Annotated in this window: 18 protein-coding genes; 14 read left to right on the top strand and 4 right to left on the bottom strand. The window is 73.0% G+C overall.

What is annotated here, in order from left to right; genetic code table 11:
• Positions 1-75 precede the first annotated feature (75 nt).
• The 5 genes from F1C15_RS10525 to F1C15_RS10545 all read left to right on the top strand — a co-directional run bounded on the left by F1C15_RS10525 (position 76) and on the right by F1C15_RS10545 (position 6,913).
• The gene (locus F1C15_RS10525) at positions 76-1,368 is read left to right on the top strand and encodes an ABC transporter substrate-binding protein (RefSeq protein ID WP_185231067.1); all 1,293 of its coding nucleotides are present in this window, start codon (positions 76-78) and stop codon (positions 1,366-1,368) included.
• A gap of 6 nt (positions 1,369-1,374) precedes the next feature.
• Positions 1,375-2,397: a carbohydrate ABC transporter permease gene (locus tag F1C15_RS10530; protein ID WP_185231069.1), complete on the top strand. Its 1,023-nt coding sequence runs from the start codon at positions 1,375-1,377 to the stop codon at positions 2,395-2,397.
• The gene (locus tag F1C15_RS10535) at positions 2,397-3,311 is read left to right on the top strand and encodes a carbohydrate ABC transporter permease (protein WP_185231071.1); all 915 of its coding nucleotides are present in this window, start codon (positions 2,397-2,399) and stop codon (positions 3,309-3,311) included. Before F1C15_RS10530 ends, F1C15_RS10535 begins: the two co-directional genes overlap by 1 nt.
• 67 nt (positions 3,312-3,378) lie before the next feature.
• Positions 3,379-5,682, top strand: coding sequence for an alpha-xylosidase (gene yicI, locus F1C15_RS10540; RefSeq protein ID WP_185231073.1), 2,304 nt, complete (start codon positions 3,379-3,381; stop codon positions 5,680-5,682).
• Between the two features lie 28 nt (positions 5,683-5,710).
• On the top strand, positions 5,711-6,913 hold the full coding sequence (locus tag F1C15_RS10545) for an ROK family protein (protein ID WP_235491229.1): 1,203 nt from the start codon (positions 5,711-5,713) through the stop codon (positions 6,911-6,913).
• Positions 6,914-7,022: 109 nt separating this feature from the next.
• Here F1C15_RS10545 and F1C15_RS10550 read toward each other — a convergent pair whose 3' ends face one another.
• Entirely contained in the window at positions 7,023-7,745 is a 723-nt protein-coding gene (locus tag F1C15_RS10550) for a metal-dependent transcriptional regulator (protein WP_056056128.1), read from the bottom strand.
• A gap of 95 nt (positions 7,746-7,840) precedes the next feature.
• Entirely contained in the window at positions 7,841-9,307 is a 1,467-nt protein-coding gene (gene xylB, locus F1C15_RS10555) for a xylulokinase (RefSeq protein WP_185231075.1), read from the bottom strand.
• 123 nt (positions 9,308-9,430) lie between these two features.
• Between xylB and F1C15_RS10560 the strand changes: the two genes are divergently transcribed.
• Positions 9,431-10,717, top strand: a complete 1,287-nt coding sequence (locus tag F1C15_RS10560) for an adenylosuccinate synthase (RefSeq protein WP_056056131.1) — start codon at positions 9,431-9,433, stop codon at positions 10,715-10,717.
• Positions 10,718-10,770: 53 nt separating this feature from the next.
• On the opposite strand, the gene F1C15_RS10565 is transcribed toward F1C15_RS10560, so the two are convergent.
• Complete coding sequence (locus tag F1C15_RS10565) at positions 10,771-11,379, bottom strand: maleylpyruvate isomerase family mycothiol-dependent enzyme (RefSeq protein ID WP_162240268.1); 609 nt, start codon at positions 11,377-11,379, stop codon at positions 10,771-10,773.
• A gap of 76 nt (positions 11,380-11,455) precedes the next feature.
• On the opposite strand from F1C15_RS10565, the gene F1C15_RS10570 reads away from it, so the two are divergent.
• From F1C15_RS10570 to F1C15_RS10585, 4 genes are all read left to right on the top strand, one after another.
• The gene (locus F1C15_RS10570) at positions 11,456-12,082 is read left to right on the top strand and encodes a GNAT family N-acetyltransferase (RefSeq protein ID WP_185231077.1); all 627 of its coding nucleotides are present in this window, start codon (positions 11,456-11,458) and stop codon (positions 12,080-12,082) included.
• A gap of 21 nt (positions 12,083-12,103) precedes the next feature.
• Positions 12,104-12,523 (top strand): organic hydroperoxide resistance protein, encoded by a 420-nt coding sequence (locus F1C15_RS10575; protein WP_056056163.1) that lies wholly within the window; start codon positions 12,104-12,106, stop codon positions 12,521-12,523.
• A 169-nt stretch (positions 12,524-12,692) separates the two neighbouring features.
• Positions 12,693-13,049 (top strand): chorismate mutase, encoded by a 357-nt coding sequence (locus tag F1C15_RS10580; protein ID WP_056056136.1) that lies wholly within the window; start codon positions 12,693-12,695, stop codon positions 13,047-13,049.
• 5 nt (positions 13,050-13,054) lie between these two features.
• Positions 13,055-14,146 carry a beta-propeller fold lactonase family protein gene (locus tag F1C15_RS10585; protein WP_162240269.1) on the top strand — a complete coding sequence of 364 codons (1,092 nt, stop codon included), beginning with the start codon at positions 13,055-13,057 and terminating at the stop codon, positions 14,144-14,146.
• Between the two features lie 10 nt (positions 14,147-14,156).
• Here F1C15_RS10585 and F1C15_RS10590 read toward each other — a convergent pair whose 3' ends face one another.
• Positions 14,157-14,723 (bottom strand): TetR/AcrR family transcriptional regulator, encoded by a 567-nt coding sequence (locus F1C15_RS10590; RefSeq protein WP_185231079.1) that lies wholly within the window; start codon positions 14,721-14,723, stop codon positions 14,157-14,159.
• A gap of 143 nt (positions 14,724-14,866) precedes the next feature.
• Here F1C15_RS10590 and F1C15_RS10595 point away from each other — a divergent pair, with 143 nt between their 5' ends.
• The 4 genes from F1C15_RS10595 to F1C15_RS10610 all read left to right on the top strand — a co-directional run bounded on the left by F1C15_RS10595 (position 14,867) and on the right by F1C15_RS10610 (position 19,534).
• The gene (locus F1C15_RS10595; RefSeq protein WP_185231080.1) at positions 14,867-16,399 is read left to right on the top strand and encodes an MFS transporter; all 1,533 of its coding nucleotides are present in this window, start codon (positions 14,867-14,869) and stop codon (positions 16,397-16,399) included.
• 138 nt (positions 16,400-16,537) lie between these two features.
• Positions 16,538-17,620 carry a 3-isopropylmalate dehydrogenase gene (locus F1C15_RS10600; protein WP_185231081.1) on the top strand — a complete coding sequence of 361 codons (1,083 nt, stop codon included), beginning with the start codon at positions 16,538-16,540 and terminating at the stop codon, positions 17,618-17,620.
• A gap of 25 nt (positions 17,621-17,645) precedes the next feature.
• The gene (locus F1C15_RS10605) at positions 17,646-18,767 is read left to right on the top strand and encodes a branched-chain amino acid aminotransferase (RefSeq protein WP_185231082.1); all 1,122 of its coding nucleotides are present in this window, start codon (positions 17,646-17,648) and stop codon (positions 18,765-18,767) included.
• Complete coding sequence (locus tag F1C15_RS10610; RefSeq protein WP_056056144.1) at positions 18,764-19,534, top strand: fumarylacetoacetate hydrolase family protein; 771 nt, start codon at positions 18,764-18,766, stop codon at positions 19,532-19,534. Before F1C15_RS10605 ends, F1C15_RS10610 begins: the two co-directional genes overlap by 4 nt.
• Positions 19,535-19,543: the final 9 nt, after the last annotated feature.

Here is a 19,543-nt window from a genome sequence, read left to right on the forward strand (position 1 = left end):
ACCGCAGATCACCGCCCCACGACGATCGTCGAAACGCTTCGACGACGCAAGGGGCCTCTACGAGGAGGTAGAACCATGAAGAAACGACGCGTGCTCGCAGTCGGCACGGCCCTCGCGGCCACCGCCGGGCTGCTCACCGGCTGCTCGGCCGGCGGCGGGTCCTCCGACCCCGACACCCTCAAGCTCTGGCACTTCGAGAGCGAGACCAGCGCGATGGGCATCGCGTGGGACCAGGCCATCGAGACCTTCGAGGAGGAGACCGGCGCGACCGTCGAGTTCGAGGCGAAGAGCTTCGAGCAGATCCGCTCGACGGCCAGCCAGGTGCTGAACTCCGACGAGGCGCCCGACATCCTCGAGTACAACAAGGGCAACGCGACGGCGGGCCTGCTCGCCAGCCAGGGCCTGCTGGCGAACCTCGACGACGCCGTCGCCGAGTACGGCTGGGACGACGACCTCGCCCCGTCGATCGCCACGACGTCGAAGTACGACGAGCGCGGCATCATGGGCTCGGGCAGCTGGTACGGCATCCCGAACTACGGCGAGTACGTCGAGGTCTACTACAACAAGGACGCCTTCGCGGCGCAGGGCGTCGAGGTGCCCACGACCTACGACGAGTTCGAGGCGGCGCTGCAGACCTTCGCCGACGCGGGCATCACCCCGCTCGCCGAGGCGGGTGCCGAGTACCCGCTCGGGCAGCTCTTCTACCAGCTGGCCCTCTCGCAGGCCGACCGCTCGTTCGTCGACGACTACCAGCTGTACGAGGGCGACGTCGACTGGCAGGGCCCCGAGCTCAGCTACGCGGCCGACAAGCTGCAGGAGTACGTCGAGAACGGCTGGATCTCGAAGGACGTCACCGGCATCAAGGCCGAAGACATGGGCACGACCTTCATGAGCGGCGGCGCGCCGATCATGGTCTCCGGCAGCTGGTGGGCCGGCCGCGTCGCCGACGAGGCGACGTTCGACTGGGGCACGTTCCTCTTCCCCGGCAGCGAGATGGCTCCGGGCTCGGGCGGCAACCTCTGGGTGATCCCCGAGAACGCCGCCAACAAGGAGCTCGCCGAGAAGTTCATCGACATCACGATGCGCCCCGAGATCCAGAACCTCATCGGCAACAACGGCGGCGTGCCCGTCAAGGCCGACCCGGCCGACATCACCGACCCGAAGAGCCAGGAGCTGATCGCGAACTTCAACACGCTCCTCGAGCGCGACGGCCTCGCCTTCTACCCCGACTGGCCCACGCCGACCTTCTACGACCAGCTGGTCGCCGGCACCCAGGAGCTCGTCAACGGCTCGGCCTCGCCTGAGGAGATGCTCGAGACCCTGGGCGGCCAGTACCAGAGCGGCGTCGACGACATCACCGGGGAGTAGCAGGCCATGACCTCCCTCGACACGAAGGAGGCGCGGGAGACCCGGGAGGGCCGGCGCACGACGTCGGCCCTCCCGGGCTCCGGCCCCCGCGCCGCCCGCCCGGCCCGCCCGGCGGAGGAGAGCCTGCTGCCGGGCTCCGGCCGCCGTGGCTTCTGGCTGTACCTCGTCCCCGGCTTCGCGCTGTTCGCGGTCGTCGTCCTGGTGCCCCTGGTCTGGAACGTCTACCTCAGCTTCACCGACTACCGCGGCATCCGCCCGCCGACCTGGGCGGGGCTCGACAACTGGCGCGAGCTGATGGCCGACGAGCGCTTCTGGACGTCGTTCCTCAACAGCGTCTTCCTGATCATCGCCATGGTCGTCGTGCCGACCCTGCTCGGCCTGCTCCTCGCCGCGATGCTCTTCGACCTGATCGGCCGCAAGTTCGGCGGCCGCCTGGCGTCGTTCCTCCGGGCCACCTACTACCTGCCGCAGATCCTGCCCGTGGCCATCGCCGCGATCGTCATCGGCTGGATCCTCCGGCCCGAGAACGGCGCGCTCAACAGCGTCCTCGACGCCGTCGGGCTCGGCGCCCTCCAGCACAACTGGCTCGGCAGCCCCGACACGGCGCTGCTCAGCATCATGGTGGTGATGGTCTGGGTCCAGCTCGGCTACCCGGTGGTCATCTTCATGGCGGCCCTCCAGCGCGTCGACCCCGAGCTCTACGAGGCCGCCGAGCTCGACGGCGCCGGCTGGTTCCAGCGGTTCCGCGCGATCACGGTGAGCATCATCCGCCCCGAGATCTTCGTGGTCGTGCTCACCTGCACCATCGCGGCGCTCAAGGTCTTCGGGCCGATCTACGCCCTCACCCGCGGCGGCCCCGGCGACTCCACGATCGTGCCGAGCTACTACGCCTACAGCGAGTTCTTCCAGAGCCAGCAGGTCGGCTACGGCGCCACCATCGCGACGGCGCTGACCCTCGTCATCGTCGTCATCACGATCTTCTTCATCCAGGCCCAGAACCGGGTCGAACGAGCAGAGAGAGGCCGCTGATGGCCACGACCGTCGTCCCGCCGGTGGAGGGCGACCGCATCCGCCCTGCGGTGCCCAGCCCGCGCCTCCCGAAGGCCAAGCAGCGGAAGAGGAAGAAGACGGTCACCGACTGGGTGATCCTGGCCGCGGCCCTGCTCTTCGGGCTGCTGATCGCGCTGCCCTTCCTGCTGATCCTGGTGAACTCGTTCAAGTCGCCCGCCGACTACACGAGCGGCGGGCCGCTGAGCCTGCCGACGTCGCTCTACTTCGACGGCCTGGTGAACTTCTGGAACAGGGTCGAGTTCCCGACCAAGCTCTGGAACAGCTTCGTCATCGCGGCCCTCGTCGCCCTCTTCGCCGTCGTCATCTCGGTGTTCAACGCGTACGCCCTCGGCATCGGCCGGGTGCGCGGCCGCACCTGGATCATCGTGCTCTTCCTGCTCGCGAACATGCTGCCGCAGGAGGCGCTGCTCTACCCGCTGTACTTCCTGTTCAAGCAGGTGGGGCTCTACGACAACATCTGGGCCGTCATCATCATCTTCACGGTCATCCAGAGCGCCTTCGGCACGTACCTGCTGTCGAGCGTCTACGGCACCTTCCCCAAGGAGGTGCTCGAGGCCGCGTCGCTCGACGGGGCCAGCCGGTGGCAGATCCTCTGGCGCGTCATCGTGCCGATCAGTCGCCCGACGCTGTCGGTGCTCGCGATCTTCTTCTTCATCTGGACCTGGAACGAGTTCCTCATCCCGCTGACGTTCCTGGTGTCGAACGACAACCAGACGGTGCCCGTCGCCATCACGGCGCTGCAGGGCGACCGCCTGATGGACGTCACGACGACGAGCGCCTCGGCGCTGCTCGGGCTCATCCCGACGCTCGTCTTCTTCCTGCTGTTCCAGCGCACGCTCACCCGCGGCATCACGGCCGGGGCCGTCAAGTGACCGGGCTCCGCGCCCGCCGCGCTCCCCGGCCCCCCGCCCCGCGACTCCCCTCGAAAGGCACCGCATCGTGAAGTTCACCGACGGCTTCTGGCAGACGCGCCCCGGCGTCTCCTCCCTCTTCGCCCAGGAGGCCTACGACGTCGAGCAGGGCGCCGACGGCCGCTCGCTCGTCGTGACGGCCCCGACCAAGGTCATCGCGTCGCGGGGCGACACCCTCAACCGCCCGGTCATGACCGTCACGCTGCGCTCGCCGATGGAGGGCGTGATCGGCGTCACCGTCGAGCACTTCTCCGGCGGGCGCGACGAGATCGGCTTCGACCTCGTCGGGGCCGAGGGCGGCGAGGCCGGGGTCGGCACGGCGACGGCGACCGAGGGAGGCGCCACCCTGAACTCGGGCCGGCTCACGGCCACCGTGGGTCGCGGGGCCCCCTTCGACCTCTCGTTCAGCGACGGCGACACCGTCCTCACCCGCTCGGGCGCGAAGTCGGTCGGCTACCACTCGGTGGCCGCCGACGCGCAGCTCGACGGCGCGATGGTGGGCAACGCCGGGGCGGGCACCGCGCGGGCGTTCGCCCCGCACTACGTGTCGCAGCAGCTGTCGCTCGGCGTCGGCGAGTTCGTCTACGGGCTCGGCGAGCGCTTCGGCCCGCTGGTGAAGAACGGCCAGACGGTCGACGTCTGGAACGCCGACGGCGGCACGTCGAGCGAGCAGGCCTACAAGAACGTGCCCTTCTACCTGACGAGCCGCGGCTACGGCGTGCTCGTCGACCACCCCGGCCACGTCTCGTACGAGATCGGCTCGGAGGCGGTCGAGCGGGTGCAGTTCTCGGTCGCGGGCGAGGGCCTGACGTACTACGTGATCGCGGGGCCGACCCCGGCCGACGTCCTCGACCGGTACACGCGCTTGACCGGCCGCCCGGCGCACGTGCCGGCCTGGTCGTACGGGCTCTGGCTCTCGACGTCGTTCACGACCGACTACGACGAGGCGACCGTCACCTCCTTCGTCGACGAGATGGCCCGGCGCGACATGCCGGTCAGCGTCTTCCACTTCGACTGCTTCTGGATGCGCGAGTTCCAGTGGTGCGACTTCGAGTGGGATCCTCGGGTCTTCCCCGACCCCGAGGGCATGCTCGCCCGCCTGCACGAGCGCGACCTCCGCGTCTGCGTCTGGATCAACCCCTACATCGGCCAGCGGTCGGCGCTCTTCCGCGAGGCGGCCGACGCCGGCTACCTCGTGCGGAACCCCGACGGCAGCGTCTGGCAGTGGGACCTCTGGCAGGCCGGCATGGGCCTCGTCGACTTCACGAACCCCGAGGCGACCGCGTGGTTCCAGGGCAAGCTCCGCGCGCTGCAGGCGCAGGGGGTCGACGCTTTCAAGACCGACTTCGGCGAGCGGATCCCCACCGGGGTGGTCTGGCACGACGGCTCCGACCCCGAGCGCATGCACAACTGGTACACGCAGCTGTACAACGAGGCCGTCTTCGAGGTGCTCGAGGAGGTCCGCGGCGAGGGCGACGCCGTCGTCTTCGCCCGCTCGGCGACCACGGGCGGTCAGCGCCTGCCGGTGCACTGGGGCGGCGACTCGACGTCGACCTTCGAGTCGATGGCCGAGACCCTCCGCGGCGGCCTCTCGATCGCGATGAGCGGGTTCTCGTTCTGGAGCCACGACATCGGCGGCTTCGAGGGCACCCCCGACGCCGAGGTCTACAAGCGCTGGACGGCCTTCGGCCTGCTGTCGAGCCACAGCCGCTTCCACGGCAGCGGCTCGTACCGGGTGCCGTGGGCCTTCGACGAGGAGGCCGTGGAGGTGACCCGGCGCTTCACGACGCTGAAGCTCTCGCTGATGCCGTACCTCTACGCCGCCGGGCTCGAGGCCTCCCGCACCGGCCTGCCGGTGATGCGGCCGATGGCCCTGGCCTTCCCCGCCGACCGCGCCGTCGCCCACGTCGACACGCAGTACATGCTGGGCGACGACCTGCTGGTGGCCCCGGTGTTCTCCGCCGACGGCACCGTCGAGGTCTACCTGCCCGCCGGCCGCTGGACGAGCTGGTTCACCGGCGAGGTCGTCGACGCGGGCACCGGCACCTGGCGCACCGAGGTGCACGACGTCCTCTCGCTGCCGCTGTACGTCCGCGAGGGCGCCGTCGTCCCGGTCGGCGGTCGCGACGACCGCCCCGACCACGACTACCTCGACGGGCTCGTGCTGCGGGTCTTCCCCGGGGGCGACGGCGACCGCACGGTCACCGTGACCACGCCCGACGGCGTGCGGGCCGACTTCGTCGTCCGGCGTGCGGGAGGCGCGGTGACGGTCGAGACCACCGCCTCCGGCTGGAGCCTGGACGAGGTCGGGGGAGACCCCGCGTCGCAGTAGGGTCGGAACGACGAAGGGGGGCGGCATCGTGACGATCGACCAGGTCGCGCGGACGGAGGGCGCTCGCCAGTCGAACCTGGCGGCCGTGCTCGGCCTCGTGCACGCTCGTGGCCCGCTCTCCCGGTCGGAGCTGACGCGCCTGACCGGCCTCAACCGCTCCACCATCGCGACGCTCGTCGGCGACCTCGTCGACCGGCAGCTGGCCCACGAAGCGGACCCCGTGGGGGTCTCGCGCGTGGGGCGGCCGAGCCCGGTCGTCGAGGCGCGCTCCGACGTCGTGGCCTGGTCGGTCAACCCCGAGATCGACGCGGTGACCGTCGGGGCCGTGGGCCTCGGCGGGGCCGTCCGCGCGAGGGTCCGTCGCGAGACGGCGAGCGTGCCCACGGCCGCCGAGGCCGCCGCGCTCGCCGCGGAGACCATCGACGAGCTGCGCCAGGTGCTGCGGAGCAGCGGGGGAGTGGTGGCCGAGGTGGGCGTCGGCGCCGCGGTGCCGGGCCTCGTCCGGGCCGACGGCGGCCTGGTCCGCCTCGCGCCGCACCTCGGCTGGGTCGACGAGCCGTTCGCGGCCCTCGTCTCGGAGGCGACCGGCCTGCCGACCGAGGCGGCCAACGACGCGTCGCTCGCGGCGATGGCCGAGGGCCGCTTCGGGGCCGGGCGCGGGGTCGACGACCTGGTCTTCCTCAACGGCGGCGCGAGCGGCGTCGGCGGCGGCGTCATCGCGGCGGGCCGACCGCTCGCCGGGGTGGGCGGCTACGCCGGCGAGATCGGCCACACCCTGGTCAACTCGGTCGGCCGGCTCTGCCACTGCGGCGCCACCGGCTGCCTCGAGACCGAGGTGGGCCAGGCCTCGCTGCTCGCCGCGACCGGCCTGTCGCGCGCGCAGGCCGACGAGCTCGACGCGGCCCTGCAGGAGGCGCGCCCCGGCTCCGAGGCGCGGGCCGAGGTCGAGCGCCAGGTCGACCAGCTCGCGGTCGCCCTGCGCACGGTCGTCAACGCTTTCGACCCGTCGATGATCGTGCTCGGCGGGTTCCTGGGGTCGTTGCTCGCCGCCGCCCCCGATCGCCTGCTCGACCGGGTCACGCGGCAGGCGCTGCCCGGCCCGGCCGACGACGTCAGCATCGTGCGGGCACAGCTGGGCGCGGACCGCCTGGTGATCGGGGCGGCCGAGCTCGCGTTCGCGCCGCTGCTCTCCGACCCGGCGTCGGCCTCGCTGCCGCGCACGGCGCGCTAGGCCGACCCGACCCGGCCTGGCCCTTGCCCCGGCCTCGGCCTCGGCCTCGGCACACGCCGGCCGGGTCGGGACGGCGGACCGATCCGACGCAGCCAGAGGTCCGGCGTGGTCAGGCGTGCGTGTGCGGCTCGGAGTTCGCCCACACCGACGAGGCGGCCGCGCCCGCGAGCTCGACGGTGCCGAGCGGCCGGTCGTGCACGTCGGTCAGCACGACCTCCATCGACCCCGCGTAGTCGCGGCGCTCGCCGACGCGCACGTGGGCGCCGACGCGCAGGTCGAGCGAGGCGAGGTAGCGCAGCAGCTCGGGCTCGTCGTCGGAGACGCGGACGACGAAGCCGCACTCGCCGCTCGCGAACTGCTGCAGCGGGTGCGCGACGGGCCGGGTCACCGTGCCGTCGGCGGCGGGGATGGGGTCGCCGTGCGGGTCGGCGGCCGGGCGGCCGAGCTCGACGTCGAACGCCTCGAGGAGGCGGTCGCTGACCGCGTGCTCGAGCACCTCGGCCTCGTCGTGCACCTCGTCCCAGCCGTAGCCCAGCCGCTCGACGAGGTAGGTCTCGATCAGGCGGTGGCGGCGGACCATGCCGACCGCGACGCGCCGCCCGAGCTCGCTCAGTGCGATGCGCCGGTAGGGCTCGTAGTCGATGTAGCCGTCGCGCTCGAGCTTGCGCAGGTTGCCCGACACGGTCGAGGCGCCGACGCCGAGCGTCGCCGCGATCTCGTTCGTGGTGATGCCCCGGTCGCTCTCGCCGGCGGCCCACTCCTCGGCCTTCCAGATGACCTTGAGGTAGTCCTCGGTCATCGTGGAGGGGGTCGGCTGGGCGTCCGTCGGCATGTCACCGATCCTAGGTGTCGCCGCCCGGCCGACCCGGCCCGCGCCTCCTGGCCCGCCCGCTCGGCGGCCGACCCGGCCCGCGCCTCCGGCCCGCCTCAGCCGCGGGGCAGCGACCCGAGCTGCTGCGCCGCGCGGTACCGCGCCGCGATGGCGGGCACCGGCGACGCGTCGGCCGACGACCGGATCGCGACCTCCCACCGGGGGCGGCCCCCGGTGAGCGCCCACGCCGCCTGCCGCGCGGCCCCGTCGGCGACGTACTCGCCCGGCGACGGCACCGAGACGGGAACGTCGAAGACCTGGGCGGCGACGGCCTGCACGGCCGGGTTCAGCGCGGCCCCGCCGATGAGCAGCACGCGGTGCACCTCGACGCCCAGGTCGCGGACGGCGGCGGCGCCGTCGGCCAGCGCCGAGAGCATGCCCTCGACCGCGGCGCGCGCGAGGTTCTCGCGGGTCGTGGAGGCGAGGGTCAGGCCGGCGAGGGTGGCCGTCGCGCGGGGCAGGTCGGGCGTCCGCTCGCCCTCGAAGTAGGGCACCAGCGAGACCCCGCCCGAGCCGGGCTCGGCGGCGAGGGCGAGCCGGGCGAGCTCGTCGTGGTCGACGCCGAGCAGCGCCCCGATCGACGAGAGCACCCGGGCTGCGTTGAGGGTCGCGACCAGGGGCAGGAACCCGCCGGCCGCGTCGGCGAAGCCCGCGACCGTGCCGCTGGGGTCGGCCACGGGGTGGTCGGTGACGGCGAAGGCGGTGCCGCTCGTGCCGATGCTGATCACGAGGTCGCCGACCCCGGCGTCGAGGCCGAGCGCGGCGCCCGCGTTGTCGCCGGCGCCGGCCGCGACCACCAGCCCGGCCGGCACGCTCGCGTGGGCGACCGTCGTGCCCGCCGCCTCCGACGGGCCGAGCACGCGGGGCAGCACGACGCCCGTGCCGTCGCCGCCGGCCACCCGGCCGGGGCGGCCGAGCGCGCGCTCGAACAGTTCGAGGTCGTAGCCGTCGTCGGCCGGGCTCCAGTACGAGGTGCCGCTCGCGTCGCTGCGGTCGGTCACGAGCTCGTCGAGGTCGGGGCCGAGGGGCGAGGAGTCGCGGGGCCCGTACCCGAGCAGCCGCCAGGTCAGCCAGTCGTGCGGCAGCGCCACCGCGGCCACGCGCTCGGCGGAGGCCGGCTCGGCGTCGCGCAGCCACCGCAGCTTCGTCGCGGTGAAGGAGGCGACCGGCACCGTGCCGGTGCGCCGGGCCCACTCGTCGGCGCCGAGCTCGTCGACGAGGTCGCGTGCGGCGTCGGCGCTGCGGGTGTCGTTCCAGAGGAGGGCGTCACGGACGACCTCGCCCTCGGCGTCGAGGGCGACCATGCCGTGCTGCTGGCCGGCGACCGAGATCGCGTCGACGTCGTCGAGGCCGCCCGCCGCGGCGATCGCCTCGAGCAGCGCGGCCCACCAGGCCGACGGGGCGACCTCGGTGCCCTCGGGGTGCCGCGCGCTCCCGGAGCGCACCAGCGCACCCGACGACGCGTCGCGGACGACGACCTTGCAACTCTGGGTCGAGGAGTCGACCCCGGCGACGAGACTCATGGTCGGTAGTTTGTCGTACCGCGCAACGAATGCGCCAGCCCCGGCCCCGACCGGCGTGGCGCACCTGTCGGTAGACTCAAGTGCACCTCACCCGGTGCAGTCCCCCGACGTGAGGAGCCCCCCATGCCCGCAGTAGTGATCATCGGTGCCCAGTGGGGCGACGAGGGCAAGGGCAAGGCCACCGACCTGCTCGGCAGCCGCATCGACTACGTCGTCAAGTTCAACGGCGGCAACAACGCCGGCCACACGGTCGTCATCGGCGACCAGAAGTACGCGCTTCACCTGCTGCCCTCGGGCATCCTCTCGCCCGGCGTCACCCCGATCATCGGCAACGGCGTCGTCGTCGACATCGAGGTCCTCTTCGACGAGCTCGACGCGCTGATCGCCCGCGGCGTCGACGTCTCGCGCCTCAAGGTCAGCGCCAACGCGCACGTCATCACGCACTACCACCGCACGCTCGACAAGGTGACCGAGCGCTTCCTCGGCAAGCGCCAGATCGGCACGACCGGTCGCGGCATCGGCCCGACCTACGCCGACAAGATCAACCGCGTGGGCATCCGCGTGCAGGACATCTTCGACGAGGGCATCCTGCGGCAGAAGGTCGAGGCGGCGCTCGACCAGAAGAACCACCTGCTCGTCAAGATCTACAACCGCCGCGCCATCGAGGCCGACGAGATCGTCGAGTCGCTGCTCTCGTACGCGCCCCGCCTGAAGCCGATGGTGGCCGACACGGCGCTCGAGATCCACCAGGCGCTCGAGGCCGACAAGACCGTCCTGTTCGAGGCCGGCCAGGCGACGATGCTCGACGTCGACCACGGCACCTACCCCTTCGTGACGTCGTCCTCCGCGACCGCGGGCGGCGCCTCCACCGGCTCCGGCATCGGCCCGGGCCGCATCGAGCGCGTCATCGGCATCGTGAAGGCGTACACGACCCGCGTCGGGGCCGGGCCCTTCCCGACCGAGCTGTTCGACGCCTCGGGCGAGTTCCTGCGCGCCAACGGCTTCGAGTTCGGCACGACGACCGGCCGCCCGCGTCGCTGCGGCTGGTACGACGCCCCGATCGCCCGCTACTCGGCCCGCATCAACGGCGTCACCGACTTCGTGCTGACGAAGCTCGACGTCCTCACGGGCCTCGAGACGATCCCCGTCTGCGTCGCGTACGACGTCGACGGCGTCCGTCACGACGAGGTGCCCGTGTCGCAGAGCGACTTCCACCACGCCGTGCCGATCTACGAGGAGTTCCCCGGCTGGTCGGACGACATCACCGGCGCTCGCGAGTTCTCCGACCTGCCTCAGGCCGCTCAGGACTACGTGCTCGCCGTCGAGGCGATGAGCGGCGCCCGCATCTCCGCCATCGGCGTCGGCCCCGGCCGCGACGCCATCGTCACGCGCCACGACCTGCTCGGCTAGGCGACCGCCCGCCCCCGCGGCCGCGCCGTGCCCCCTCGGGAAGCGCGGCGCGGCTAGACGACGCTGAACCCGTCGGTGAGGCGGCCGCGCCCCGTCAGCGCGAGCAGCACCTCCTCGCCGTGCCCCTGCATCGTGGCGGCGCGCGCCGCCAGCGCGGCCGTGTCGGCGACGGCGGTCGCGGGCAGCGTGTGCGGCAGCCCGGTCGCCCGCGAGAGGTCGATCGTGTGCACGACGAGCTCGAAGACCCGGGTGCGCAGGTACTCGTCGAGGGGGATGCCCATGCCGCCGATCGAGACGATCCGGTTCGAGAGCGCCCGGGCCAGCGCCGCCCGCGAGTCGGCGAGGGCCGCCGCGACGACGGTGGAGGGGGAGTCGCCGAGCCAGGCGCCGGCCTCCACGCCGCGCTGGAACACGCCGTCGGCGTCGGTGAACTGCGAGGCGTAGGCCGAGTACCAGGCCTCCGCCGAGGGGATCGTGACGTCGCCCGGCTCGTCGAGCGCGAGGTACGTCGAGACCGTGAGCACCGCGCGGGAGGCGTGGCCCGCGAGGTCGCGGACGGTCCAGCGGCCGAGCCCCGGCTGGCTCCACTGCTCGGGGCCGACGCGCGACAGGAGGTCGACGAACGACTCGGCGGACTGGCTGAAGGCGGCGGCGGGGCTCATGGCCACGATCATGCCGGACGCACGCCGGTGCCGCGGCCCGCTCGACGGCGACGGCGGGTGGTGGCAGCATCGGGGAATGACCGCCACGCGCCCGCCCCTCGTCCCGCTCGTGGGCCGCCACGTCGTCGTCGAGCCGATCACCCCCGACGACCTCGCCGAGCTGCACCCGGCCATCGCCCGCCCCGAGGTCTTCGCCGGCGGGTGGGGCGGCGGCTCGGCGGCCTTCCGCGCCGACCTCGAGGGCTGGTCGGCCTTCATGCGGGGCTACCTGCTGTGGGGCACGGGCAACGTCTACGGGGTCCGGCTCGTCACCGACGGAGAGCCGGGGGCCCTGGTCGGCACGACGACCCTCGCCGACTTCCAGCTCGAGAACGAGAGCGCGCACCTGGGCTGGACGGCCTACGCGCCCGAGACCTGGGGCACGGCGGTCAACGTCGAGACGAAGCTGCTCGTGCTCGGCACGGCCTTCGAGCACGGCCTCGGCCGCGTGCAGATCCAGGCCGACGCCGCGAACGCACGGTCGCGGGCCGCGATCGTGAAGCTCGGGGCGACCCCCGAGGGCGTGCTCCGGCGCACCCAGCCCCGGGCCGACGGCACGTGGCGGGACACCGCGGTGTACTCCGTGCTCGCCGACGAGTGGCCGCGCGTGCAGGAGGGTCTCACGGCGCGCCTCGCTGCCCATCAGCAACCGTCCAGACTCTAGGTCGACCCTGGAGCCATGACACTGGAGATCGCCTACACCGCCATCGCCCACGCCACCGGGGGCGGCCGCGACGGCCACGTCCGCAGCGAGGACGACCGTCTCGACTTCGAGACCCGCCCGCCGAAGGAACTCGGCGGCAACGGCGAGGGTACCAACCCCGAGCAGCTCTTCGCGGCCGGCTACGCCGCCTGCTTCCTCAGCGCGATGCACTCCGTCGCCCGTGGTCTCGGCGTCGACACGAAGGACAGCTCGGTCAGTGCGAGCGTCGGCATCGGCTCGAACGGCGAGGGCGGCTTCGGCCTCGCGGTCGAGCTCGACATCTACACGCCGAACGTCCCCGCCGAGCGTCGCCAGGAGCTCGCCGACGCCGCGCACCACGTCTGCCCCTACTCGAACGCCACCCGCGGCAACGTCGAGGTGACGCTGACGCTGGTCGACTGACCCGCCCGCTGCACCGCAGCACCGCAGCACCGAGGAGGCGCGCCCCGCGATCGCGGGGCGCGCCTCCTCGTCCGTTCCGCCCCGTGGTGGCCCCTGCCCCACCGGGCCCGCCGTGTCGAGCCCCTCGTCCCGCCCGTCGGGCGCGGGGCGTCGCCGCTAGGCTCGGCCCATGGCACTCGACAGTCCCCTCGGGGCGGACAGCCCCCTCAGCGACGACGACAAGACCGCGATCGAGCAGCTCTCCGGCATCCGGCAGAGCATCGACAACATCGACGCCGCGCTGGTGCACCTCCTCGCCGAGCGCTTCAAGTTCACGCAGTCGGTCGGTCACCTCAAGGCCGCGGCGGGCATGCCCGCGAGCGACCCCGAGCGCGAGCGCGTGCAGATCCAGCGCCTCCGCCAGCTCGCCGAGCAGTCGCACCTCGACCCCGCGTTCGCGGAGAAGTTCCTGAACTTCATCGTCGGCGAGGTCATCCACCACCACGAGCGCATCGCGGCGGACGCCGCGGCGACGCCGGGCGAGTGACCGCGGTGAGCGACGGCACGGCGCCCGAGCAGGAGCCGACGGGCCCGCAGGGGCCGGTCACGGCGGGCCCCGCGTCAGCGGCCGCTCCCCAGCGCCTCTACATCGGCTCGTACACCGCCTCGAGCGGGGGCTCGGGCACCGGCATCACCGTGCTCGAGCGCAGCGCGCCCGGCTCGCCCTGGCAGGCGGTGCAGACCGTCGAGGCCGACGACCCGTCCTTCCTCGTCGCGACGGAGGGCGCCCTGCACGCGGTCTCCGAGACGACGGAGGGGCGGGTGCTGTCGTACACCGTCTCCGCTGGCCAGCTGGTCGCCGCCTCGAGCGCCGCGGCGGGCGGGGCCGCTCCGTGCCACCTGCACCACGACCCGGCCTCCGGTGCGCTCGTCGTCGCGAGCTACGTCGGCGGCACCGTGGGCGTGCTGTCGAGCGACCCCTCGCACCCGAGCCGCGTCGTGCGCACACTCGCGCTGCCCTACGGCCACGGCCCCGTCCTCGAGCGCCAGGAGCGGCCGCACGCCCACCAGGTCGTGTCGACCCCGTGGGGCACCACCCTCGTGAGCGACCTCGGCACGGACCGCCTCGTCGAGATCGTCGTCGACCCCATCTCGCTCGACCCCGAGATCGTGGCCGTCCACCCGTTGCCCTCCGGCGCCGGGCCGCGCCACCTGGCCTGGCTCGACGACGGCCGGCTGGTCGCCGTCGGCGAGCTCGACGCCCGGTTGCACGTGCTGCGCCGGGTCGAGGGCAAGCTCGTGCTCGACCACTCGATCGAGGTCTTCGAGGGCGCGGCGTCGACGCCGGGCGTGCTGCCCTCGCACCTGGCGGTCGACGCCGGCCGAGTGTACGTCGCGACCCGGGGGCGCGACACCATCAGCGTCTTCACGGTGGGCGACGACGAGCGGCTGCGCCTCGTCGGCGAGTCGTCGTGCGGGGGCCGGTGGCCGCGCCACTTCGCGATCACGCCGGGCGTGCTCTACGTCGCGAACCAGGGCTCCGACACGGTGGCGGTGCTGCCGCTCGACCCCGAGACCGGGGTGCCGGGCGAGCCCGTCGACGTGTTCTCGCTGGGCAGCCCCGCCTGCATCGTCGCCGTCTGAGGGCGGGGGCCTAGACGCTCCGGCGCGCCAGGCCCTGCAGCAGGCCGATGACGTCGCCGATCGGCGCGCGGGCGGCCGCGGGGTCGACCGTCGCCTGGTCGAACGGGCCCGGGGTGAACCAGAGGCCGTCGGCGACGAGGCAGACGAGCCGGGCGACGACCGGGTCGCCCACCTCGTCGAGGACGACGTCGTACCACCGGCGCTGCATCGCGCTCAGCGCCTCCACCGCCCGGGGCCACCGGCCGCTCGACGCGAGGTTCGTGACGGCCGTGATGCACCGGTCGAAGGGGTCGTCGTCGGCCACCGCGTCGGGCGAGGAGGTGCGGATGAAGTAGTCGACGGCACCGTCGGCGGCGCTCGTCATCGCCGTGACGTCGGCGTCGATCAGGGCCTCGAGCCGTTCGACCAGGCCGTCGACGAGCGCCTCGCGCGAGGGGAAGTGGTAGAGCAGGCCGCCCTTGGAGACGCCCGCCTCGGCGGCCACCGCGTCGAAGGTGGCGGTGCGCTCGCCGCTGGTCGTGACGAGGTGCTCGAAGGCGTCGAGCATCTGCTCTCGGGCTGACGGACGGGGACTCATCCTGTTACTGTACCGTCTGGACGGTCTGCTGTACCGTCCGGACGGTCTGCTGTACCGTCCGGACGGTACAGCTGGAGCACGACGCCCCGCTGCACCTCGACGCACCACTGCACTCCGACGCACCACGAGACCGAGGACCGACCATGACCGCGACCGCCCGCTGCCCCGCCGCCGTCCCCGAGCGCGCCGGCACGCGACAGTGGGCCGCCCTGGTCGTCCTGATGCTCCCCGTGCTGCTCGTCTCGGTCGACAACACCGTGCTGAGCTTCGCCCTCCCCGAGATCTCGACGGCGCTCCGGCCCTCGGCCGCGGCTCAGCTCTGGATCGTCGACGTCTACTCGCTGGTGCTGGCCGGCCTCCTGGTGGCGATGGGCTCGCTGGGCGACCGCTTCGGCCGACGTCGGCTGCTGCTGATCGGGGCCTCCGGGTTCGCCCTCGTCTCGCTCGCGGCCGCCTTCGCCCCGACCGCCGAGGCCCTGATCACCGCCCGCGCCGTGCTCGGCTTCTTCGGCGCGATGATCATGCCCGCCACGCTCTCGCTGCTCCGCAGCACGTTCACCGACCGTGACCAGCGTCGGCTCGCCATCGCGATCTGGGCCAGCGGCTTCGCGGCGGGCTCGGCCCTCGGCCCCGTCGTGGGCGGGGTCCTGCTCGAGCACTTCGCCTGGGGCTCGGTCTTCCTCATCGCGGTCCCGGTGCTGCTGCCGCTGCTGGTCGGCGCCCCGCTCCTCCTCCTCGAGAGCCGCGACCCCGCACCCGGGCCGTTCGACCCGGTGTCGGTGCTGCTGTCGCTGACGGCCATGGCGCCGGTCGTCGCCGCGGTGAAGCAGCTCGCGACGCACGGGCCGGGCCTCGGCGTCGTGCTCCTGGCGGTGCTCGGCGTCGCCTCGGGCTGGCTCTTCGTCCGACGCCAGCTGCGGCGCGAGCGCCCCCTCCTCGACGTGCGGCTCTTCACCTCGCCGGTCTTCGCGGGCTCGGTCGTCGTGAACCTGCTCGCGGTCGTGGCGCTCGTCGGCTTCCTCTTCTTCACCACGCAGCACCTGCAGCTCGTCGTCGGGCTCCGCCCGCTGCAGGCCGCGCTGACCCTGCTGCCCGGGCTCGGCGCGATGATCGTCGCCGGCCTCGTGGTCGTGCCGATCGTGCGGCACGTCAGCCCGCGCACCATCGTCGCGACCGGCCTCGCCGCGGCCGCCGTCGGGTACGCCCTCGTCTGGCTCTCCGGGGCGGGCGCCCCGGTCGGCGTCTTCGTCCTCGCGTTCGCGCTCGTCGGGGCCGGGGTCGGCGCCGCCGAGACGATCTCGAACGACCAGATCATCGCCGCCGTCCCCGCTGACCGTGCCGGTGCGGCGTCCGCCGTGTCGGAGACCGCGTACGAGGTCGGCGCCGTGCTCGGCACGGCCGTGCTGGGCAGCATGCTGACGGCGATCTACCGCGGCTCGCTCGTCGTGCCCGCCGACGTGCCCGCCGAGGTCGGCGACGCCGCCCGCGAGACCCTGGGAGGCGCGGTGGCGGCCGCCGACGCCCTCGACGGCTCCGTGGCCACGCGCCTCCTCGACGCCGCGACCCACGCCTTCGACGCCGGCCTGGTCGCCACCGCTGCCGTCGGGGCCGGCGTGATGCTGCTCGCCGTGGCGGTGTCGCTGGTGTCGCTCCGGCGCGCGTCCGCGAGCGACTGACCCCGCGCCTCCCGCGGGCCCTCCGGGGCGGTCGGCGGCGTCGTCGCGGCGGGCTCCCCGGGGCGGGCCGCGGAGGTCCGTGGCGTCGCCGGTCGTGGGTACAGTAGAGCCGTCCACCCCGATCCGTGCAGGAGCCCCATGTCGCGAACCGTCAGACTCGCCGCCGTCCCCGGCGACGGCATCGGTCCCGAGGTCGTGGCCGAGGCTCTGAAGGTCCTCGAGGTCGCCGTGGGCGACGAGGCGACCTTCGAGGTGACCCCATTCCACCTCGGCGCGGCCCGCTACCTCGAGACGGGCGACGTCCTCACCGACGACGACCTCGCGGCCATCGCCGCGCACGACGTCGTGCTGCTCGGCGCGGTCGGCGGCGACCCCCGCGACCCGCGCCTCGCGGGCGGCGTCATCGAGCGGGGGCTGCTGCTCCGGCTGCGCTTCGCGCTCGACCACTACGTGAACCTCCGCCCGACGACGACGTGGCCGGGGGTCCCGTCGCCGCTCGCCGACCCCGGCACCGTCGACTTCGTCGTCGTCCGCGAGGGCACCGAGGGGCCGTACGTCGGCAACGGCGGCTCCCTCCGCACGGGCACGCCGCACGAGATCGCCAACGAGGTCAGCGTCAACACGGCGCACGGCGTCGAGCGCGTCGTCCGGTTCGCCTTCGAGAAGGCCCGGTCGCGTCGCGGCCGCCTGACCCTGGTGCACAAGACCAACGTGCTCGTCTTCGCGGGCAGCCTCTGGCAGCGCGTCGTCGACGCGGTCGCCGCGGACTACCCCGACGTCGCGGTCGACTACCAGCACGTCGACGCCGCCACGATCCACTTGGTCGTCGACCCCGCGCGGTTCGACGTCATCGTCACCGACAACCTGTTCGGCGACATCCTCACCGACCTCGCCGGCGCGATCAGCGGCGGCATCGGCCTCGCCGCCTCCGGCAACCTCAACCCCTCGGGCGAGTTCCCGAGCATGTTCGAGCCGGTGCACGGCTCGGCGCCCGACATCGCGGGGCAGCAGAAGGCCGACCCGACCGCCGCGATCCTCTCGGTGGCGCTGATGCTCGAGCACCTCGACCTCCCCGAGGCCGCCGACCGCGTGCACCGCGCGGTGGAGGCCGACATGGCCGACCGTGCCGCCGCCGGCGTCGGCGCCCCCGTCCGCAGCACCGCCGAGATCGGCACGGCCGTCGCCGACCGCGTCGCCGCCTTCACCACCTCCGTCGCCTGACGCCGCCCCGTCCGAGAAGAGCACCATGACCACGACCGACGACACCGCCTCGTCCACCGAGTTCGGGCTGAGCTTCGAGCTCACGCCGTCCGAGAGCGTCCGCGCCGACGCTGAGCGCGAGGCGATCCTCTCCGACCCCGGGTTCGGCAAGCACTTCACCGACCACATGGTCTCGATCCGCTGGACGGTCGACGAGGGCTGGCACACGGCCCGCGTCCACCCGTACGGCCCCCTGCAGCTCGACCCCGCGGCCTCCGTCCTGCACTACGCGCAGGAGATCTTCGAGGGCATGAAGGCCTACCGCCACGCCGACGGCTCGGTCTGGTCGTTCCGGCCGGACGCCAACGCCCGTCGGCTCCAGCGCTCGGCCCGGCGCCTCGCGCTCCCCGAGCTCTCGACGGAGGACTTCGTCGAGAGCGTGCGGCAGCTGGTGCGCATCGACGAGTCGTGGGTGCCGTCGGCGCCCGAGACGAGCCTCTACCTCCGGCCGTTCATGATCGCCAGCGAGAGCTTCCTCGGAGTGCGGGCGGCTCAGCAGGTCGACTACCACGTCATCGCCAGCCCGGCCGGCGCGTACTTCAGCGGCGGCGTCTCGCCGGTGTCGATCTGGCTCACGACGAACTACGCCCGCGCGGGCAAGGGCGGCACCGGCGCCGCGAAGACGGGCGGCAACTACGCGTCCTCGCTGCTGCCCCAGCAGGAGGCCTACGAGAACGGCTGCCAGCAGGTGCTGTTCCTCGACTCGTCCGAGAGCTCCTACATCGAGGAGCTCGGCGGCATGAACGTGGTGCTGGTCTACGCCGACGGCACCCTGGTCACCCCCGACAGCGACTCGATCCTCGAGGGCATCACCCGCGACTCCGTCCTGGAGCTGGCCGAGGCCCGGGGCCACCGGGTCGAGCGTCGACGGGTCACGATCGACGAGTGGCGTGACGGCGTGGCGAGCGGCGAGATCGTCGAGGTGTTCGCCTGCGGCACGGCCGCGGTCGTCGTGCCGATCGCCGAGCTCAAGGGCGAGGGCCTGCACATCGGATCGCCCTCGGCCGAGGGCGGTCCGCTCACGATGTCGCTGCGCGAGGAGCTCACCGACATCCAGTACGGGCGTCGCGACGACGTCCACGGATGGATGACGAGGCTCGACGCATGAAGATCGCACGGTTCGCGACCCCCGGAGAAGACCCCCGCTACGGCATCGTCGACGAGCGCGAGCTGATCGTGCTCGCGGGCGACCCGATGTACAGCGGCTACGAGACGACCGGCGAGCGGGTGTCGCTGCGCTCGGCGAAGATCCTCGCCCCGGTGATCCCGCGGTCGAAGGTGGTGGGCGTCGGCCTGAACTACCACGACCACGCCGACGAGCTGGGGCAGACCCCGCCGGAGGCGCCGCTGCTGTTCCTGAAGCCGAACACGACGGTCATCGGGTTCGGAGACTCGATCCAGCTCCCGCCCGACGTCGGCCAGGTCGACTTCGAGGGCGAGCTCGCCATCGTGATCGGCTCGATCGCGAAGCGGGTGAAGGCCGAGGACTACCAGAGTGTGGTGTTCGGCTACACGATCGCGAACGACGTGACCGCCCGCGACGTGCAGCAGTCCGACGGGCAGTGGACTCGAGCCAAGGGCTACGACACGTTCCTGCCGCTCGGGCCGTACATCGAGAACGAGCTCGACTGGACCGACGTGACGATCGAGACGCGGGTGGACGGCGAGGTCAAGCAGCGGGAGTCCACGCTGCAGATGATCCACAAGATCCCCGAGCTGATCGAGTACGTGACCGACGTGTTCACCCTGCTGCCGGGCGACGTGATCCTGACCGGCACCCCCGCCGGCATCGGTCCGTTCACGGCCGGTGAGACCGTCGAGGTCGCGATCTCGGGCATCGGCTCGCTGATCAACCCGGCCAAGAACCGGGTCTAGGCACCACCC

The sequence above is a fragment of the Frigoribacterium sp. NBH87 genome, assembly GCF_014217665.1.
Taxonomy (GTDB): Bacteria; Actinomycetota; Actinomycetes; order Actinomycetales; family Microbacteriaceae; genus Frigoribacterium; species Frigoribacterium endophyticum.

Excerpts from the sequence above, each read along its gene's own strand:
- F1C15_RS10600 (WP_185231081.1), top strand. The coding sequence starts at position 16,538 with ATGTCGCGAACCGTCAGACTCGCCGCCGTCCCCGGCGACGGCATCGGT.
- F1C15_RS10580 (WP_056056136.1), top strand. The coding sequence starts at position 12,693 with ATGGCACTCGACAGTCCCCTCGGGGCGGACAGCCCCCTCAGCGACGAC.
- F1C15_RS10535 (WP_185231071.1), top strand. The coding sequence starts at position 2,397 with ATGGCCACGACCGTCGTCCCGCCGGTGGAGGGCGACCGCATCCGCCCT.
- F1C15_RS10550 (WP_056056128.1), bottom strand. The coding sequence starts at position 7,745 with ATGCCGACGGACGCCCAGCCGACCCCCTCCACGATGACCGAGGACTAC.
- F1C15_RS10570 (WP_185231077.1), top strand. The coding sequence starts at position 11,456 with ATGACCGCCACGCGCCCGCCCCTCGTCCCGCTCGTGGGCCGCCACGTC.
- F1C15_RS10610 (WP_056056144.1), top strand. The coding sequence starts at position 18,764 with ATGAAGATCGCACGGTTCGCGACCCCCGGAGAAGACCCCCGCTACGGC.
- F1C15_RS10560 (WP_056056131.1), top strand. The coding sequence starts at position 9,431 with ATGCCCGCAGTAGTGATCATCGGTGCCCAGTGGGGCGACGAGGGCAAG.
- xylB (WP_185231075.1), bottom strand. The coding sequence starts at position 9,307 with ATGAGTCTCGTCGCCGGGGTCGACTCCTCGACCCAGAGTTGCAAGGTC.
- F1C15_RS10595 (WP_185231080.1), top strand. The coding sequence starts at position 14,867 with ATGACCGCGACCGCCCGCTGCCCCGCCGCCGTCCCCGAGCGCGCCGGC.
- F1C15_RS10605 (WP_185231082.1), top strand. The coding sequence starts at position 17,646 with ATGACCACGACCGACGACACCGCCTCGTCCACCGAGTTCGGGCTGAGC.
- F1C15_RS10530 (WP_185231069.1), top strand. The coding sequence starts at position 1,375 with ATGACCTCCCTCGACACGAAGGAGGCGCGGGAGACCCGGGAGGGCCGG.
- F1C15_RS10565 (WP_162240268.1), bottom strand. The coding sequence starts at position 11,379 with ATGAGCCCCGCCGCCGCCTTCAGCCAGTCCGCCGAGTCGTTCGTCGAC.
- F1C15_RS10525 (WP_185231067.1), top strand. The coding sequence starts at position 76 with ATGAAGAAACGACGCGTGCTCGCAGTCGGCACGGCCCTCGCGGCCACC.
- F1C15_RS10590 (WP_185231079.1), bottom strand. The coding sequence starts at position 14,723 with ATGAGTCCCCGTCCGTCAGCCCGAGAGCAGATGCTCGACGCCTTCGAG.